17 protein-coding genes are annotated in these 17,735 nt (G+C 72.8%); 9 read left to right on the plus strand and 8 right to left on the minus strand.

Annotated features, from left to right (window positions below):
• Window positions 1-612: a DNA-3-methyladenine glycosylase I gene (locus ACY8FT_RS00215; protein ID WP_462416955.1), complete on the minus strand. Its 612-nt coding sequence runs from the start codon at window positions 610-612 to the stop codon at window positions 1-3.
• Window positions 609-1,301 (minus strand): HAD-IA family hydrolase, encoded by a 693-nt coding sequence (locus ACY8FT_RS00220; protein ID WP_462416956.1) that lies wholly within the window; start codon window positions 1,299-1,301, stop codon window positions 609-611. The genes ACY8FT_RS00215 and ACY8FT_RS00220 overlap by 4 nt, the downstream gene beginning before the upstream one ends.
• A gap of 299 nt (window positions 1,302-1,600) precedes the next feature.
• Between ACY8FT_RS00220 and groL the strand changes: the two genes are divergently transcribed.
• Both groL and ACY8FT_RS00230 read left to right on the plus strand, forming a co-directional pair.
• On the plus strand, window positions 1,601-3,235 hold the full coding sequence (gene groL / locus ACY8FT_RS00225; RefSeq protein WP_462416957.1) for a chaperonin GroEL: 1,635 nt from the start codon (window positions 1,601-1,603) through the stop codon (window positions 3,233-3,235).
• A gap of 111 nt (window positions 3,236-3,346) precedes the next feature.
• Window positions 3,347-3,805 (plus strand): hypothetical protein, encoded by a 459-nt coding sequence (locus ACY8FT_RS00230; RefSeq protein WP_462416958.1) that lies wholly within the window; start codon window positions 3,347-3,349, stop codon window positions 3,803-3,805.
• Window positions 3,806-3,817: 12 nt separating this feature from the next.
• Here ACY8FT_RS00230 and yczE read toward each other — a convergent pair whose 3' ends face one another.
• Window positions 3,818-4,495 carry a membrane protein YczE gene (yczE, locus tag ACY8FT_RS00235; protein WP_462416959.1) on the minus strand — a complete coding sequence of 226 codons (678 nt, stop codon included), beginning with the start codon at window positions 4,493-4,495 and terminating at the stop codon, window positions 3,818-3,820.
• Window positions 4,496-4,571: 76 nt separating this feature from the next.
• Here yczE and ACY8FT_RS00240 point away from each other — a divergent pair, with 76 nt between their 5' ends.
• Complete coding sequence (locus ACY8FT_RS00240) at window positions 4,572-5,330, plus strand: DUF4031 domain-containing protein (protein WP_462416960.1); 759 nt, start codon at window positions 4,572-4,574, stop codon at window positions 5,328-5,330.
• Window positions 5,331-5,410: 80 nt separating this feature from the next.
• Here ACY8FT_RS00240 and ACY8FT_RS00245 read toward each other — a convergent pair whose 3' ends face one another.
• A complete protein-coding gene (locus ACY8FT_RS00245; protein ID WP_462416961.1) occupies window positions 5,411-6,058 on the minus strand; it encodes an HD domain-containing protein in 648 nt (215 codons plus the stop codon).
• A gap of 641 nt (window positions 6,059-6,699) precedes the next feature.
• Here ACY8FT_RS00245 and rpsN point away from each other — a divergent pair.
• From rpsN to ACY8FT_RS00260, 3 genes are all read left to right on the plus strand, one after another.
• Window positions 6,700-7,032: a 30S ribosomal protein S14 gene (gene rpsN, locus ACY8FT_RS00250; protein WP_462416962.1), complete on the plus strand. Its 333-nt coding sequence runs from the start codon at window positions 6,700-6,702 to the stop codon at window positions 7,030-7,032.
• 61 nt (window positions 7,033-7,093) lie between these two features.
• On the plus strand, window positions 7,094-7,342 hold the full coding sequence (locus ACY8FT_RS00255) for a type B 50S ribosomal protein L31 (RefSeq protein WP_462416963.1): 249 nt from the start codon (window positions 7,094-7,096) through the stop codon (window positions 7,340-7,342).
• The gene (locus ACY8FT_RS00260; RefSeq protein WP_462416964.1) at window positions 7,339-8,421 is read left to right on the plus strand and encodes a GTP-binding protein; all 1,083 of its coding nucleotides are present in this window, start codon (window positions 7,339-7,341) and stop codon (window positions 8,419-8,421) included. Before ACY8FT_RS00255 ends, ACY8FT_RS00260 begins: the two co-directional genes overlap by 4 nt.
• Before the next feature lie 184 nt (window positions 8,422-8,605).
• Here ACY8FT_RS00260 and ACY8FT_RS00265 read toward each other — a convergent pair whose 3' ends face one another.
• The 3 genes from ACY8FT_RS00265 to ACY8FT_RS00275 form a co-directional block, all read right to left on the minus strand.
• Window positions 8,606-9,793, minus strand: a complete 1,188-nt coding sequence (locus ACY8FT_RS00265; protein ID WP_462416965.1) for a S1C family serine protease — start codon at window positions 9,791-9,793, stop codon at window positions 8,606-8,608.
• Window positions 9,794-9,879: 86 nt separating this feature from the next.
• Window positions 9,880-11,382 (minus strand): sensor histidine kinase, encoded by a 1,503-nt coding sequence (locus tag ACY8FT_RS00270; RefSeq protein ID WP_462416966.1) that lies wholly within the window; start codon window positions 11,380-11,382, stop codon window positions 9,880-9,882.
• Entirely contained in the window at window positions 11,382-12,095 is a 714-nt protein-coding gene (locus ACY8FT_RS00275; protein WP_462416967.1) for a response regulator transcription factor, read from the minus strand. The genes ACY8FT_RS00270 and ACY8FT_RS00275 overlap by 1 nt, the downstream gene beginning before the upstream one ends.
• Window positions 12,096-12,184: 89 nt before the next feature.
• Here ACY8FT_RS00275 and ACY8FT_RS00280 point away from each other — a divergent pair, with 89 nt between their 5' ends.
• Window positions 12,185-13,435 (plus strand): glycosyltransferase 87 family protein, encoded by a 1,251-nt coding sequence (locus ACY8FT_RS00280; RefSeq protein WP_462416968.1) that lies wholly within the window; start codon window positions 12,185-12,187, stop codon window positions 13,433-13,435.
• Window positions 13,432-14,745 carry a glycosyltransferase 87 family protein gene (locus ACY8FT_RS00285; protein ID WP_462416969.1) on the plus strand — a complete coding sequence of 438 codons (1,314 nt, stop codon included), beginning with the start codon at window positions 13,432-13,434 and terminating at the stop codon, window positions 14,743-14,745. Before ACY8FT_RS00280 ends, ACY8FT_RS00285 begins: the two co-directional genes overlap by 4 nt.
• Here the strand turns inward: ACY8FT_RS00285 and ACY8FT_RS00290 are convergent.
• Complete coding sequence (locus tag ACY8FT_RS00290; protein WP_462416970.1) at window positions 14,691-16,343, minus strand: DNA repair helicase XPB; 1,653 nt, start codon at window positions 16,341-16,343, stop codon at window positions 14,691-14,693. The two genes, ACY8FT_RS00285 and ACY8FT_RS00290, sit on opposite strands and share 55 nt — an antisense overlap.
• 204 nt (window positions 16,344-16,547) lie before the next feature.
• Here ACY8FT_RS00290 and ACY8FT_RS00295 point away from each other — a divergent pair, with 204 nt between their 5' ends.
• A complete protein-coding gene (locus tag ACY8FT_RS00295) occupies window positions 16,548-17,507 on the plus strand; it encodes a hydroxymethylglutaryl-CoA lyase (RefSeq protein WP_462416971.1) in 960 nt (319 codons plus the stop codon).
• The last annotated feature ends 228 nt before the right edge of the window (window positions 17,508-17,735 follow it).

Here is a 17,735-nt window from a genome sequence, read left to right on the forward strand (position 1 = left end):
TCAGGCCGGCCACACCCCGCTGACGCCACGGCGGTGGGAGCCCAGCAGGTGGGTGTCCACGATGCCGACGGCCTCCATCAGGGCGTACATCGTGGTCGGGCCGACGAAGGCGAAGCCGTGCTGCTTCAGGGCCTTCGACAGGGCCGTCGACTCGGCCGACCGCGTGGGCACGTCGGCGACGCGCAGCGGGCGCGGGGTGTCGGCCGGCCGGAAGGACCAGACGAGGTCCACCAGCCCGCCCTCGGCGCGGAGGGCCACGGTGGCCCGGGCGTTGGTGATCGTCGCCTCGACCTTGCGGCGGTTGCGCACGATGTCGGCGTCGGCCATCAGCCGCTCGACGTCACCGTCGTCGAAGGCGGCCACCGCGTCGGCGTCGAACCCGGCGAAGGCCCGACGGAAGGCAGGGCGCTTGCGCAGGATCGTGGCCCAGGAGAGGCCGGACTGGAAGGCCTCCAGGCTGAGGCGCTCGAAGAGCCCCGTCTCGTCCCGGACCGGCAGGCCCCACTCGGTGTCGTAGTACTCGCGCAGCAGGTCGCTGCCCTCGGCCCACGGGGTGCGGGCCCGGCCGTCGTCGCCGACGACGACCTCGGACCCGGCGGGGATGCGGCTCACCCGGGCAGGACCCCGGTGGAGCGCAGGAGCTCGCCGAAGGCCTCCGCGCCCTGCGTGAAGTGGTAGCGCCGGGCCACGAGCCCGGCCTCGAGGGCCCCGTCGACGTTGTCCTGGCGGTCGTCGACGAACACGACCTGGGCCGGCTCGACCGGGAACCCGGCCTCGGCCTCGGCGGCCAGGACGGCCCGGAAGAAGTCCGGCTCCGGCTTGGCGACGCCCAGGCGGGAGGAGGTGTAGACCTCGTCGGCGAGGTCGGCGAAGGCGTCGCTCTCGGCGAGCCAGGCCGCCCGGTGCGGCTGCTGGTTGGTGCCCATCGCCACGCGGAGCCCCTCCTGTCGGGCGGCGGCGACCATCGCCCGCTCCTCGGCCAGCGGCGTCGTGCGGTGCCACAGGCGTGCGGTGGTGGCCGGGTCCGCCGTGTTGCCGTGCCCCCGGAGCACCTCGCCGATCACGTCCGCGAAGTCCGGGTCCGCCTCCTGCCCCGTGAGCAGGAAGACCTCGGCGGTGAAGATCTCGTCGAGCACGGCCCGGGCTCGCCCCCAGAGCTCGGGGTCGTCCTCGACCCGGCCGGTGGTGTCCCATCCCACGGCGAGGTGGGCGAGGGCCTCCTCGCGCCAGCCGTCCGGCATCCGCTGGATCACGGCGTCGGCGTCGAGCAGGAGGAGGCGGACTGCGGGCGGCTTCGGCATGGGGAGATCCTCCCATCCGACGCCGGCGGGCCCGGTGGGGCGCCCGGCGCTTTGCACTCCCGGGTCCCGAGTGCCAAAATCCCACTTGGCACTCGACGGCTCCGAGTGACAGGTCGCGGGAGACGTGGTCGGCACCAGTGCCTCCGACCACCCCGGCAGACGGCAGCGGGCCGTGCAGGGTGAAAGACACCGACCACAGGTCGAGGGGTCGACGCCGCGCGATCCGCATCGTGCGCGCAGGCCCCGTCCGTCGCGGGCGACCGGTGGTCATCCGCTACGCGTGTGGGAGGAAACCACCGATGGCCAAGACCATTGCGTTCAACGAGGAGGCCCGTCGCGGCCTCGAGCGCGGCATGAACACCCTTGCCGACGCCGTGAAGGTGACGCTGGGCCCCAAGGGCCGCAACGTCGTGCTGGAGAAGAAGTGGGGCGCCCCCACCATCACCAACGACGGTGTCTCCATCGCCAAGGAGATCGAGCTCGACGAGGCCTACGAGCACATCGGCGCCGAGCTGGTCAAGGAGGTCGCCAAGAAGACCGACGACGTCGCGGGTGACGGCACCACCACCGCCACCGTGCTGGCCCAGGCGATGGTCCGCGAGGGCCTGCGCAACGTGGCCGCCGGTGCGAACCCGATGGGTCTGAAGCGCGGCATCGAGCAGGCCACCCAGGCCGTCTCCGACGAGCTGCTGTCGATGGCCAAGGACATCGACACCAAGGAGCAGATCGCCTCCACCGCCTCCATCTCCGCCGCGGACCCCGAGATCGGCCAGGTCATCGCCGAGGCGATGGACAAGGTCGGCAAGGAGGGCGTCATCACGGTCGAGGAGAGCAACACCTTCGGCATCGACCTCGAGCTGACCGAGGGCATGCGCTTCGACAAGGGCTACATCTCGCCCTACTTCGTCACCGACACCGACCGCATGGAGACGGTGCTCGAGGACCCCTACATCCTGCTGGTCAACTCCAAGATCGGTGCGATCAAGGACCTGCTCCCGCTGCTGGAGAAGGTCATGCAGTCCGGCAAGCCGCTGGTGATCATCGCCGAGGACGTCGAGGCCGAGGCCCTGGCGACCCTGATCGTCAACAAGGTGCGCGGCAACTTCAAGTCCGTCGCCGTGAAGTCCCCGGGCTTCGGTGACCGCCGCAAGGCGATGCTGGGCGACATGGCCATCCTCACCGGTGGCCAGGTCATCTCCGAGGAGGTCGGCCTGACCCTGGAGAACGCCGAGCTGGACATGCTGGGCCAGGCCCGCAAGGTCGTCGTCACCAAGGACGAGACCACCATCGTCGACGGCGCCGGTGACGACGCCCAGGTCGAGGGCCGCGTCAAGCAGATCCGCGCCGAGATCGAGAACTCCGACTCGGACTACGACCGCGAGAAGCTGCAGGAGCGTCTCGCCAAGCTGGCCGGCGGCGTGGCCGTCATCAAGGCCGGCGCCGCAACCGAGGTGGAGCTCAAGGAGCGCAAGCACCGCATCGAGGACGCCGTGCGCAACGCCAAGGCCGCCGTCGAGGAGGGCATCGTCGCCGGTGGTGGCGTGGCCCTGCTGCAGGCCGCCACCAAGGCGTTCGAGGGCCTGAAGCTCGAGGGCGACGAGGCCACCGGTGCCGAGATCGTCCGCGTGGCCTCCAGCGCCCCGCTGAAGCAGATCGCCGTGAACGCCGGCCTCGAGGGCGGCGTCGTGGCCGAGAAGGTGCGCGGTCTGACCCCGGGCGAGGGCCTCAACGCGGCCACCGGCGAGTACGTCGACATGATCGCCGAGGGCATCATCGACCCGGCCAAGGTGACCCGTTCGGCGCTGCAGAACGCCTCGTCGATCGCGGCCCTGTTCCTCACCACCGAGGCGATCGTGGCCGAGAAGCCGGACGCCGACAACGCCGGCGTCGGTGCGGACGCGGGCATGGGCGACATGGGCGGCATGGGCTTCTGATCCCGGCTGCCGACCGGGCGGGAACGCCCGGCCACGCCTGACGCGGGCGGTCCCTCCAGCAGGAGGGGCCGCCCGCGTCGTGCTGTCGGTGCCGCTGACGACTCTGCAGCCATGTCGGACCAGATCATCACCTCCCTGGAGCGCGCGCTGGCGGCAGCGCCGGACGAAGCCTTCGCCCACATCCTGCTGGGTTCCGCGCTACGGGCGTGGGGGCGGCTCCGCGAGGCGCTCACGGCGACCACCCGGGCGGTCCAGCTGGACCCCGAGGGGCCCGTCGGGTTCCGGATGTCGGCCATCACCCTCAGCGACCTGAGCCGCCACCGTGAGGCGGTCGAGGCGGCGCAGGAGTTCGCCCGCCTGCAGGGGCAGCAGCCGGACGGCATCCTGCCGCTGCGGGCCCTGGACGAGATGGCGGCCAAGGGGCTGCACCGGACCCACCTCGCGCTCATCGCGAGCCTGGTGGCGGGCATGATCGCGCTGCTGGCCGGGTCGCCGCCCGTCGGTGGGCTGGTCTCCTGGGCGCGTGTCTTCGTGCAGGGGCGTCGCACCCGTCGGGATGCACGCACCTGAGCTCTCCGACCCTCAGTCCGCCTGGTGTCGGGGCAGGCGCACCGTCAGGAAGGGCAGGAAGGCCTGCGTGAGCGGCCCGATGGCCACCGCGTAGAGCACCGTCGCCACGCCGAGGGTGCCGCCCAGGAGGGCGCCGGCGACGATGACCACGACCTCCATGCCCGTGCGGACCACGCGGATGGAGCGACCCGTGACGCGGGCGAGTCCCGTCATCAGGCCGTCGCGCGAGCCCGGGCCCAGCTGGGCGCCCACGTACATCGCGGTGGCGATGCCGTTGAGGACGACCCCACCGACCATCAGGCCGATGCGCGGGAGCAGGTCGTCAGGGGCGGGCAGGAACGAGAGGGTCAGGTCGGCCGCCGGGCCGATGAGCGTCGCGTTGCCGATGGTGCCCAGACCCGGCATCTGGCGCAGGGGGATCCAGGTCAGGAGCACCAGGAACGAGACCAGGGTCACCGTGATGCCGAAGGAGAAGGGCAGGTGCGAGCCGAGGCCCACGTGGAAGACGTCCCACGGGATCTGCCCGAGCGTGCTGCGCAGCACCATCGCCATGGACGCGCCGTAGAGGAAGAGCCCGACCAGCAGCCAGGCCAGGCGCTGCGGCAGGTGACCGGCCCGCAGCTGGTCGAGGGGGCCGAGGGCGGCGAGCTCGGTCCGGCGAGAGCGGCGTCGCGGCGTCGAGGTGGGCATGCTGCATTGTGCGACATCGCCGCGGGCCGACCTACCATCGTTCGATGGATGACGCCCACGGCAGCGGCGCGGTCTGATGGCCCTGTGGATCGACCGGCCCGCCTGGCCGGCCCACGACACCCTGTTCAGCCACCTGGTGAGCGACGGCGGGCTGGAGGCCACAGGCACCGCCTCGTGGGTGGTGGCCGCGCGGGAGGTGACCGAGGCGGTGGCGGCGGTCGGGTTGCACCACGGGTGGCTCGACGGGGACCACGCGGACGTGCCCGCCTCGAGCTTCGAGGAGCTGCTCGACACCGGGGCCCAGCTGCGGACGGCTCGGGAGATCACCTCGATGCTCGGTGCGACCGGGCAGCGGTTGCGCAAGCGCAAGGGGGAGAAGTGCGTGGGGCGCACGGTGCTGGACGAGGACCGGCGGGTGGACGTGGTGCGCTCGCCGCACGCTCCGGACGCCCGGACGCTGGTGGGGCGTCAGGCCGTGGTCGTGGATGCGGCCGGGGACCTGCTGCTGGCCGAGGGGCCGGACGGGTGGGGGTTGCCGGGGCTCGCGGACCGGCCGGAGCGTGCGACCCCGGCAGGCCAGACGGGTGATGCGGGACGACCTGTCGGCTACGTCGACACCGCGACCCGGCAGTGGGCGGACGGCGGGGTGTCCGTCGGCCACGAGCACCGGAGCCTCTATTTGCTGCAGGTGGGTCGGCGGTCGACGGTGGGTGCGTCGGGGGTGCTCGGGTCCGCCTCGGAGTGGCGTTGGGCGGACCGCACGGCGGCCGAGGCCCTGACCGGTGGTGCGCCGTGGTGGCCGCTGGTCGCGTGTGGGCTGGAGCGTGGTTGGTAGCGGGGGCCTGGCCCGCGGTTGGCGGTGAGGGCCTGGTCCGGGGTTGGTGGCGAGGGCCTGGCCCCGGCGCTCTCCTCGGCTCAGCCCAGGGTGGCGAGTTCCCGCTCGAGGTTCCGGCGGGCGCGGGGCTCCCACTCCCGCAGGGCGTGGGGCGTGGTGTAGATCGTGCCCTCACCCAGATGCTCCAGCACGGCTCGCCGGCCGCGGCGGAACAGTTCCTCGGGCACGTGGGCGTACTCCCGCCGCACCTGCCGCGTGTACTCGGCGTAGCGATCGGCATCGGCCGACAGGATCCACAGGTCGACGTCGCTGAACGCACGCCCTGATCGGTCGGTCTTCTCGGCCCGGTGCTCGAACGTGAGCAGCACGAGGCGCTCCACCTCGTCGACGACGGTGGGGCTCACGCCCAGCCCGGTGAGCTCGGCCCGGGCCAGCCCCGCCGAGGCGCGCTCGTTCTCCCCGGCTGCCGCCGTGGCGTCGTAGACGGCGTCGTGGAACCAAGCGGCCATCCGCAGTGTGCGGGCCTCCTCGGCCTCGACCTCCCCGGCCTCCTGCAGCTCTTCCAACGCCCAGAACATCTCCACCAGGTGCCGGGTGGAGTGGTAGGCGCGGTGCGGCTCGGTCCAGCACGCCAGCAGGCGGGCCCCGGCATCCACGACGGCGGACCCGGGCGCGTCGGGGGCGAGGGCTTGGACGTCCTGGGACCACCAGGCGATGAGTGCGGGCACGTCCCCAGTGTGCCGGGAGGCCGTGCCGCGCCCGCGTGTCAGCCCGGCCGAGCTCCGGCGGCAGGGGAGCGGCGTGGATGACCGCCAGCCCGCTCACCGCGCGGGTCAGCACCACGTAGAGCCGGCGCAGACCGGTGCGGTGATCCGGCTCCTCGTCCACGATCCGTACCGGTTCCACGACCACCACGCGGTCGAACTCCAGACCCTTGGCCGTGCTGGCCGGTAGCACCGTGACCCGGGCGGGGTGTGGCGGCGCACCCTCCGAACCGGCCGGGCCCGCTGCCTCCTCGCTCACCGTGAGGTCGTCCAGGGCCCGGCGGGCCTCCTCCTCCAGGCTGCCGGGCACGATCACGCCGACGCTCCCTTCGTGCGCCAGCGCTCGCTCGGCCGCGGCAACGGTGCCGCTGACGAGCCCGCTCTCGTCCACTTCGGTGAAGGCCAGCTCTCCCCGGCTGGAGCGCACGGCCTCGGGTGCTCGCAGCCCCGGGGCGATGTGTGGCAGCAGCCGAGCGGCCAGGTCGATGACCGCGGCCGGCACGCGGAACCCACGCACCAGCTCCTCCACGTGCGAGCCCTCGGCGCCGAGGTGCTGCAGGGTCTCCTCCCACGACGCGGTCGCCCACGGCGTGGTGCCCTGTGCGATGTCGCCGAGCACCGTCAGCGCTCCCGTGCTAGCTCGCCGCCCCACCGCCCGCAACAAGCAGCGGGCCGAGGTGGTGGCCCGGTACGCCGAGCGCCGCGCGGAGCTCAAGCGGATCGTCTCCTCGCCGGAGTCCACCTCGCAGGAGCGTGCCGAGGCCGTGCGGGCGCTGCAGAAGCTGCCCCACGACGCGAGCCCCACCCGGCTGCGCAACCGCGACGTCGTGGACGGCCGGCCGCGTGCGGTCTACCGCGCCTTCGGCCTCTCCCGCATCCGCCTGCGCGAGATGGCCCACGCCGGGGAGCTGCCCGGCGTCACCAAGAGCCCGTGGTGAGCACAGCGCCCCGCCCCATCCGGCGGGGCGCATCCCGTACCGACCCGCACCAGGAGGACCTGTGAAGAAGGACATCCACCCCGACTACCACCCGGTGGTCTTCCGCGACGCCGACGCCGGCCTCGCCTTCCTGACCCGATCGACCGCCACCCCGGACAAGACCGTGGAGTGGGAGGACGGCAACACCTACCCGGTGGTGGACGTGGAGGTCTCCAGCGCGAGCCACCCGTTCTACACCGGCCGTCAGAAGGTGCTGGACTCCGCCGGCCGCGTGGAGCGCTTCCGGCAGCGCTACGGGGGCCGCCGGTGACGGCCTCGAACCGGCCCGGAGCCGACGGCCGCCTGCCGGTGGTCGTGCTCGGCGGCACCGACCGTGCCGACCTGGCCGCCGCCTCGATGGCGGTCGGCTGCGACCTGCCGGATGCCGTGGTGCTCCGCATCGAGCTCGACGCGGACGCCGGCACGGTGCGGCGGGTGCTGCACGACGCGACCGGCCTGGTGGAGGACACGACCGAGCCGCTGGAGCACGCCTGCCACTCGTGCGCGGCGCGCGAGGCGCTCGTCCCGACCCTGCTCACCTGCGCCGAGCTGGGACGCTGGTCGGCCGCCGTCGTCGAGCTGCCGCTGGGTGGTGAGCTGCTGCCAGTGGGCTCGGCGCTGGGCACCGACGTCGTCGACGACCGCGTGCCGGAGCTGCTGGACCTCCGGGCGGTCGTCGCGGTGGTGGACCCCGAGGGGCTGCTCGACCGCATCACCGTCGGGCTGGAGGAGCCCGCCGTCGCCGAGGCCTCGGCCGCCGCGGTCAAGCAGGTGGAGTACGCCGACGTGCTCGTCCTGGCCGGCGAGGGCGGCGAGGCGCAGGAGGCCGACCTGACCCTGCTGCACCACCTGGCCCACGCGGGCGCCACGGTGGTGTCCTCGGCCAGCGCGCTGCAGGCCGAGGAGCTGCTCGCCGTTCAGCACGACCCGGAGGTGGCCCACCGTCGCTGCGACCCGCGCGACCGTCGGCCCACCGGCGCCCCGGACGCCCACGGCATCGTCACCGTGGTGCTCGAGTCCTGGCGACCGCTGCACCCCCACCGGCTCATGGAGGCGATGGAGCCGATGGTGCTCACCTCCCTGCGCACCCGCGGAGCCTTCTGGCTGCCCTCGCGGCCCGACTCCGCCCTGGTGTGGGACGAGTGCTGCGGCCACCTGTGCCTGGGGGACTGCGGCGACTGGGGCGGCGCCCGCCGCACGCGCCTGGTCGTCACCGGGCTGGCCGAGGAGCTGCCGGAGTTCCAGCGCCGCTTCGAGGAGGCCCTCATGACCGATGCCGAGATGGTGGGTGCCGCCCAGCGCTGGGTCGGGCGCCCCGACGGCTTCGAGGAGTGGGCCGGGGCCGCCTGAACCCGTCCGCCCTCCGGGGCGGACGCACTCCGGGAACGAGAGGGGCCCGGGCCGTGGTCACACACACCCACGGCCCGGGCCGGTTTGTCGGGGAGTCCCAGGGGAGGGGGACTGCTACCCGACGGGAACCATCAGGTCCCCGCCCGTGCGTCCGGTCGCACAACGGCCGCACGGGAGTCTGTGGTCATTCCTTGGCGCCGACGCTCACCTCCACGTCCTGGCGCTCGCCGTCGCGGACGACGGTCAGGGTGGCCTCGTCGCCCACCTTCCGCTCGTGCATCTGGGCGATGAGCGCCCACATGCTGTCCACCGACTCGTCGTCGATGGCCACCACGACGTCGCCCTTCTTCAGTCCCGCCTTCGCGGCGGCCGAGTCGGACTCCACCGACGCGATGCCCGCGCCGTTCACCCGGGCGTCGTCCACCTCCACGGAGGCGTCGCTGACGCGCACGCCCAGCTGGGCGTGGGTGGCCTTGCCGCTCTCGATGAGCTCGGCGGTGACGTTCTTCATCTGGGTGGCCGTGATGGCGAACCCGATGCCGATGTTGCCGGAGGCCTCCTGGCCACCGCCCAGCGAGGCGATGCTGGAGTTGATGCCCACCAACCGGCCGGAGGAGTCCACCAGGGCCCCGCCGGAGTTGCCGGGGTTGATGGCCGCGGAGGTCTGCACCGCGTTGGTCACCACCTGGTTCTCGGTGTCGCCGGCGCGGACCGGGCGGTCCAGCGCGCTGACGATGCCGGTGGTGACCGTGCCCGACAGGCCGAGCGGGTTGCCCACGGCCATGACAGGGTCGCCCACCTTGAGGCCGGTGTCGTCACCGACCTCGACGGGCTGCAGGTCGTCCGGGGCGTCCTTCAGCTTCACGACCGCCAGGTCGGTCTCCGGGTCGGTGCCCACCGTCGTCGCCTCGTAGGCGCGGTTGTCGCCGAGCACGACCTGGATCTCCTTGGCGTCCTGCACCACGTGGTTGTTGGTGACCACGTGGCCCTTCTCGTCCAGGATCACGCCCGAGCCGGAGCCTCCCGAGCTCCCGCTCTTGACGTTCAGGGCGACCACGCTGGGCGAGACGTCGTCGGCGACGCCCGACCAGTCCACACCGTCCGCCTGTGCAGCAGGAGCGGTCCCGTCCGCGGCGGCGTCCCCCGTCGCGGTCTCCTGCTGTGTCCCTTCGGAGGTGGAACTGGCCGGGGCGCCGGTCGCGACACGGTCCTCCGAGGAGGACCGGTCGTCCGACCCGATCGTGCCGGTCTCCGCCAGGGTCCAGGTCCCGGCGGTGGCCAGGGCAGCGGAGAGCACCGCAGCGGTGGGCACCTGCCACCACCCGCGACGCGCGCGGGAGGCCTCCCGGTGCCTCGGCTGGTACTCGTCCATGACTGCTCCTTTCCGACGAACTGCAGTGCATCACCCGAGTCTTGGGCCGCGCTGCAACGTGGCTGGGATTTCTCTGGGAACCCCGGTCAATCCTGTCGCGCGGGGAGGCGGACCTCGAAGGTCGCTCCGCCGCCGGGGGTCTCGAGTGCGGAGACCCTACCCCCGTGCTGCTCGACCGTCGTGGCGACGATCGCCAGGCCGAGGCCGGACCCGCCCCCGGCACCTCGCTGGCGGGAGGGGTCCGAGCGGTAGAAGCGCTCGAACACGCGCTCCCGCTCGGCCGCGGGGATGCCCTCCCCGTGGTCGACGACCCGCAGGACCGCCTGGGCACCGTCGAGGCCGACCTCCACCTCGATCGGGCCGTCGGCCGTGTGCCGGACGGCGTTGGCGACGAGGTTGGTCACCACCTGCCGCAGCGGTGCCTCGCGGCCGTCCACCAGGGTCGAGCCGAGCGGCTCCCCGTCCAGGCCGATCACCCGGAGGCTCCGCCCCTGCGCCCAGGCGCGGGTGTCGGCCACGGCGTCCCCGGCCAGGACCGTCAGGTCCACCTCCTGCAGCGGGGTGTCCTCGGTCCGGTTTCCGGGGGCGGACGGGCCGTGGTCCTCGGCGTCGAGGCGGGCCAGGGTCATGAGGTCCTCCACCAGCACGCCCATGCGGGTGGCCTCGTCCTCGATCCGGCGCATGGCCGCCCCGGTGTCCTCGCTGCCGGTGATGGCCCCCGCGCGGTAGAGCTCGGCGTACCCGCGGATGGCGGCCATCGGGGTCCGCAGCTCGTGCGAGGCGTCGGCGATGAAGCGGCGCATCTTCCGCTCCGAGGCGTCCCGGAGGGCGAATGAGCGCTCGACGTGGGCGAGCATCAGGTTCAGCGAGGTGGCCAGCGAGCCCACCTCGTCGCGGGTCCCCGGGTGCGGTACGCGGCGGGACAGGTTGCCCTCGGCGATGCCGGCCGCGCTGTCCTCGATCTGCGTGAGGGGCCGGAAGGCCCGGTTCATGAGCGGCCACCCGACCACCGCGCTGGCGGTCAGGGCCAGGAGCCCGACCGAGAACGAGAAGATCTGCAGGTTCTCCACCGCCTCGTCGATGTCGCGCAGGGGGCGGGCGACGGCGTAGGTGGCCACCTCGTTGGCGTCCACGCCGGCCACCACGCGCCACCGGTCGCCGTTGCCGTCGGTGACCGTGAAGGGGCGGCCGGACACCACGCGCTCGTCGTCCGGCGCGAGGTACTCCAACCGTGGGGTGGAGTCGGAGGACTGCGGGTCGGTGACGGTCAGCGGCTGGGTGCCGTGGACCGGCATGAACTGGATCCAGTAGTTGTTCGGCGGGCGGAATCCGGTGCGGCCGCTGCGCGTGAAGCTGTCGAAGGCCGACTGCGCCACCGGCGCGGCGGCCTGCTCGAGCTGGTCGTCCACCTGTCGCACCAGGAACTGCTGCATGAGCACCGCGAGCGCGAGCGAGGATGCGGTGAGCGCCCCGGCCAGCAGCAGCATCACGACCGCCAGGAGGCGGACGCGGAGCGGCCAGCGGCCTGGCCTCCACGCGCGCCGGGGGGCGCGGGCCGGGGCGCCGGTGCCCGAGGTCGCGGGGGCCATCAGGCGTTCTCGGGCGGCAGGCGCAGGACGTACCCGATCCCGCGCTTGGTGTGGATCAGCGGCGCCAGGCCCTCGGTGTCGATCTTGCGGCGCAGGTAGGAGATGTAGCTCTCCACGATGCCCATCTCGCCGCGGAAGTCGTAGTCCCAGACGTGGTCCAGGATCTGCGACTTGGAGACCACTCGGTTGGGGTTCTGCAGCAGGTAGCGCAGCAGGTTGAACTCCGTGGGGGAGACCTCGATGACCCGGCCGGCCCGGACCACCTCGTAGGTGTCCTCGTTGAGGGAGAGGTCGGCGAAGCTCAGCACGCGCTCCTCCTCGGCCTGCCCCTGGTCGCTGCTGCGTCGGAGGATGGCGCGGATGCGGGCCACGACCTCCTCGAGGCTGAAGGGCTTGGTCACGTAGTCGTCACCGCCGACGGTGAGCCCCTTGACCTTGTCGTCCACCGAGTCGCGCGCGGTGAGGAAGAGGACCGGCATGCGCTGGTCGCGCTCCCGGAGGCGGCGGGTGATGGTGAAGCCGTCCATGTCCGGCAGCATCACGTCCAGCACGAGCAGGTCGGGCTCCACCTCCTCGGCCAGCTGCAGCGCCGTCCCACCCTGTGCGGCGGTGTGCACCTCGAACCCGGCGAAGCGGAGGCTGGTGGCCAGCAGCTCCCGGATGTTGGGCTCGTCCTCGACGACGAGCAGGGTGGCGTCGGCAGAGTTCTCCATGCCCCCACTGTGACCACTCCCGCTGGGAGTTCTCTGGGAGGTGACTGGGCGCGCCGTCGGTCCGGCCAGCGGGCACAATGTCACGCATCGTGAGCAGCTCCCCCTCGTCCCCCGCCGATGCCCCCGCCGGGCCCCTGCCCTCGCGGGCGCTGTGGGTGCCGACCCTCCTCGTCTCCGCGGTCGCCCTGGTCACGCTCGCGCTGAAGGGCGAGTGGCCGGTGGACCTCGACGTCTACCGATGGGGTGGGCAGCTCGTCGTCGACGGGCGCTCCCTCTACGAGGCGAGGGACGGGCTGCCGTTCACCTACCCGCCGTTCGCGGCCCTGGTCTTCGTCCCGCTCGCGCTCGTGCCCCGCGGGCTCGCCGTCGCGCTCCTGACGGTGGGGTCCGCGCTGGGGCTGGTGGTCGCCGTGCGCCGTGCGCTGGAGGGCACCCGGGAAGGGTCCATGACCTTCCGTGGCCGCGGGCTGGTGCCCAGCTGGCGCACGCTGGGGCTGCTGTCCGTCGCGGCGGTCCTCTGCGAGCCCGTGTGGCAGACCTTCTCCTTCGGCCAGGTGAACCTGCTGCTGGCCGGACTGCTGGCGGCCGACCTGCTGCGGCGCGGTGACCGTCCCTGGCGCGGCGTGTGGCTGGGGGTGGCCGCCGGCATCAAGCTCACCCCGGTCTTCCTCGTGGCGTGGCTGGTGCTCAGCCGGCAGTGGCGCGCCGCCGGTGTGGCGCTGGCCTCCATGGCCGCGACGGTGGGTGTCGGCTTCCTGGCGCTCCCGGGCAACTCGCGGGCGTTCTGGACCGAGGTGCTGCCCGAGACGGGCCGCATCGGTGCACCGAGCTACGTGGCCAACCAGTCCGTCAAGGGGCTCCTCGCGCGCTTCCTCGGGGACGAGTCCCCGGCCCTCGACCCGGCCTGGTTCGGCATCTCGCTGGTGGTGGGTGTGGTGCTCGTGCTGGCCGCGGCCCGGCTGGCGGCCCTGGGCGAGCGCTCCAGCGGCCTGTGGCTGGCCGCGGTCGGCATGCTGCTCGCCTCCCCGGTCAGTTGGTCGCACCACTGGGTCTGGCTGGTGCCGCTGGCCCTGGCTGTACTGTGCTCCGAGGCCCGCCGGGAAGTGCCCCGTGCCGCGCGCTGGGCGGTGGCGGCGATGCTGGGGGCGGCTCTGCTGCAGTCGATCTGGTGGGTTCCCTCCCGGGACGGACGTGAAATGGAGTGGAACGCATGGCAGATGCTCTGGGGCAACGCCTACGTGTGGACGGGGCTGCTGCTGACGATGGCGGTGCTGCCGCTGGCCGCGCAGCAGGTCCGCGAGCTCGCACACGGGCGCGGGGGCGTGGGGTCCGCCGCGTGAGCGCTCCCGGGGCCGCCCCCGGGGCCGGCGCGTCCGACAAGGGCAGAGGTACCCGGCCGCTGGTCTGGCTGCCCGGTCTCGTCCTCGTCACGGCCGCCGTGGTCACCATGCTGACCATGCGGGAGATCGCTCCGCTGGACCTGCGGGTGTACGCCAGCGGCGTCCGGGCGCTGCTGGACGGCGAGAACGTCTACGACCTCACCTACACCGACTCCCACCTCACCTTCACCTACCCGCCGTTCGCGCTGCTGGCCTTCCTGCCCATGGCCTGGGCCGGCGACTGGGTGGGTTCGGGACTCACCATCGTGGCCTCGGTCCTGTGCGTCGCCTTCCTGCTGCACGTCGCGCTGGGGCGGACGCGGGTGGGGGTGTTCGCCGCCACGGTCCTGCTGCTGGGCGCGATGGCGGCCGAGCCGGTCTGGCTCACCATGCACTTCGGTCAGATCAACCTGCTGCTCGCGGCCCTGGTGACCGCGGACCTGGTCACCGGGCGGGACCGCTGGTGGCGGGGCGTGGGGCTCGGCATCGCGGCCGGCATCAAGCTGACGCCGCTGACCTTCCTGGCCTGGCTGCTGTTCACCCGGCAGTGGAGGGCGGCCGGGGTCGCCGTCGGCACCTTCCTGGCCACCGTGGTGGTCTCCTTCCTCGGGGTGCCGGACACCGCGCGCGCCTTCTGGTTCGACACGCTGCCGGCCTCGGCCGGGGGCGAGCCCAACCACATGAGCGACGCGATCGCCCACTCCATGCCCAAGGAGTACCTCGGCAACCAGTCCGCGATGGGCTTCTTCAGCCGGCTGTTCGGGCCGGACACGGATGCCGCCTCGCTGTCCTGGCTGTTGGTCGGCGGGGTCGTGTCCGTGGCCGTCGTGGCCGTCGGTGCCTGGCTGACGCTGCGGGGGGAGCGGGTGCTCGGCTTCCTCGTGGCCGCGCTGGCCACCGTGGTCGCCTCGCCGGTCTCCTGGACCCACCACTGGGTCTGGGCGGTCCCGCTGGCGGTCTCGCTGTGGGAGTCCGCCCCGCGGGTCGCGCGGCTCACCGGCCACCGGGTCGAGCACCTGCGGACGCTGGCCGGGGCCGTGGCCCTGGTGCTGATCGCGGACGCGCACTGGTGGGCCCCGGCGCGGGAGATGCAGGAGCTCGACTGGAGCCCGATGCAGATGATCGTGGGCAACGACTACCTGCTCACCTTCCTGCTGGTGCTCGGGATGCTCGGTGTGGGGGTGCTGCGCGGGCGCCGGATCGGCCGGGACGCCGCTCAGGGGGAGGCCGGCAGCCCCGCCGGCACCTCCTCGGCATCGAGGATGTGGTAGGCGTACCCCTGCTCGGCCAGGAAGCGCTGGCGGTGGGCGGCGAACTCGGAGTCCACCGTGTCCCGCGTGACGACCGTGTAGAAGTGCGCGCTGCGGCCGTCGGCCTTCGGGCGCAGCACGCGTCCCAGCCGCTGCGCCTCCTCCTGGCGTGAGCCGAAGGTTCCGGACACCTGGATGGCCACCGACGCCTCGGGCAGGTCGATGGAGAAGTTGGCGACCTTGCTGACCACCAGCCGGTTGATCTCCCCGGTCCGGAAGGCCTCGAACAGGCGTTGGCGCTCCTTCTGCGGGGTCTCGCCGGTGATGATCTCGCAGTCCAGGCGGTTCGCGATCTCCTCGAGCTGGTCGAGGTACTGGCCGATCACCAGGGTGGCCGCGCCCTCGTGGTGCTCGACCAGGCGCTCCAGCACGGGCAGCTTCACCGCGGCGCAGGCGGCCAGCCGGTAGCGCTGGTCGGCGTCGGCGGTCGCGTAGGCCATCCGCTCGCCCTCGGGCAGGGTCACGCGCACCTCGGCGCAGTCGGCCGGCGCGATCCAGCCCTGCGCCTCGATGTCCTTCCACGGCGCGTTGTAGCGTTGGGGACCGATGAGGGAGAACACCTCGTTCTCCCGGCCGTCCTCGCGCACCAGGGTGGCGGTCAGGCCGAGGCGCCGACGTGCCTGGAGGTCGGCCGTCATCCGGAAGATCGGGGCCGGCAGCAGGTGCACCTCGTCGTAGACGATGAGCCCCCAGTCGCGGGCGTCGAGCAGGTCCAGGTGGGTGTAGACGCCCTTCCGCCGGGTGGTGAGCACCTGGTAGGTCGCGATGGTGACCGGGCGGATCTCCTTGACGCTGCCGGAGTACTCGCCGATCTCGTCCTCGGTCAGCGTGGTGCGCCGCAGCAGCTCGGCCTTCCACTGGCGGGCCGAGACGGTGTTGGTCACCAGGATCAGGGTGGTCGTCTCCTGCCGGGCCATCGAGGCCGCGCCCACCAGCGTCTTGCCGGCGCCACAGGGGAGCACCACCACGCCGGAGCCACCCTCGACGAAACCGTCGACGGCCTGCTCCTGGTAGGGGCGCATCTGCCAGTCGTCGGTCAGCGAGATCGGGTGGGCCTCGCCGTCCACGTAACCGGCGCGGTCGTCCGCCGGCCAGCCGACGGCGATCAGCTCGCTCTTGATGGCGCCGCGCTCGGAGGGGTGCACCGCCACGGTGTCCGGCGCGACGTCGGCACCCAGCATCGGGGCGATCTTCTTGTGTCGGCGCACCTCCGCGAGCACGGCCGGGTCGGTCGAGTGGAGGACGAGGCCGGCGGTCGGGTGCTGCTCGAGGACCAGCCGGCCGTAGCGGTCCATCGTCTCGGCGACGTCGACCAGCAGCGGCTGCGGCACCGGGAAGCGGCTGTGGGTGACCAGCGCGTCCACCACCTGCTCGGCGTCGACACCTGCGGCGCGCGCGTTCCACAGCGCCAGCGGGGTGATGCGGTAGGTGTGTACGTGCTCGGGGGCGCGCTCGAGCTCGGCGAACGGGGCGATGGCGCGGCGCGCGGCCTCGTAGCCCTCGTGGTCGACCTCGAGGAGCACGGACTTGTCGCTCTGCACGATGAGGGGGCCGGTCATGGGGGCGACAACACCGCGGCGGGGCGCGCTGTTCCACAACACCGCGCTGATCTGCTTGCCTGAGCGCCACCGATGGTCGAGGGGGCCACCGGTGGACACCCCGACCGTCAGGCACACCCGTGTGGCCCGGGTGCCACACCCGCCCTCGCGGCCCCGGTGCGAGACTGTGGTGAGTCACGTCACCCTCCCCGAGGAGCACCGCCGATGCGCACCGCCCAGATCGAGACCGCCCGCGACCTGACCCCGGACCTGGGGGCCGTCGGCGGCATGCCCGAGTCGGTCACCATCTACGAGGTGGGGCCTCGCGACGGGCTGCAGAACGAGAAGGGCGTCATCCCCACCGAGGTGAAGGCCGAGTTCGTCCGTCGCCTGGTGGACGCGGGTCTGGACACCGTGGAGACCACGAGCTTCGTGCCGCAGAAGTGGGTGCCGCAGCTCGGTGACGCCGAGGAGCTCATCGGCCAGCTGGGCGACACCGCCAAGGGCCCGAGGCGCCCGGTGCTCGTGCCGAACATGAAGGGCCTGGAGCGGGCGCAGGCGCTGGGGCTGTCCAGCATCGCGGTGTTCGGGTCGGCCACCGAGGCCTTCGCGCAGAAGAACCTCAACCGCGGCCGTGAGGAGCAGTTCGCGATGTTCGCCCCGGTGGTGGAGCAGGCTCGCGCCGAGGGCATGTGGGTGCGCGCCTACGTCTCGATGTGCTTCGGCGACCCGTGGGAGGGTCCGGTGCCGGTCGACCAGGTGGTCGACACCTGCCAGCGCCTGATGGACCTGGGCTGCGACCAGCTCAGCCTGGGCGACACCATCGGCGTGGGCACCTACGCCCACGTGCACCACCTGCTCGACGGGCTGGAGAAGGTGGGCCTGGGCGCCGACCGCATCGGCGTGCACTTCCACGACACCTACGGGCAGGCCCTGTCCAACACGATGGCGGCCCTCTCGCGCGGCGTGCGGGTGGTGGACGCCTCCGCCGGTGGTCTGGGCGGGTGCCCCTACGCGAAGTCGGCGACCGGCAACCTGGCCACCGAGGACCTCGTGTGGGCCTTGGAGGGCATGGGCATCGAGCACGGGGTGGACCCGGAGAAGCTCGTGGCCACCAGCACCTGGATGGCCGAGCAGCTGGGCAAGCCCTCGGTGAGTCGCGTGGTCAAGGCCCTCGCCGGCTGACGGGCACGCACCCCGCCTCCGGGGCAGGGCGGGCGTGCACCCCTCCTCCGGGGCCGGCCGAGGGCACGCACTCCCGCCCCTTCCGCCTGGCCCCTTCGCCTCCCCAATTTGGGCACCTGAGTACTGCGATGTGCGCCGATCCTCGGCGTGTCGCGACGAGAAGGTCACATCAGGTGCCCAAATCGGGGAAGAGGCGGGGCGGGGACGCGGCAGGGGCAGGGGCGGAGA

It is taken from the genome of Kytococcus sp. Marseille-QA3725 (assembly GCF_054950055.1).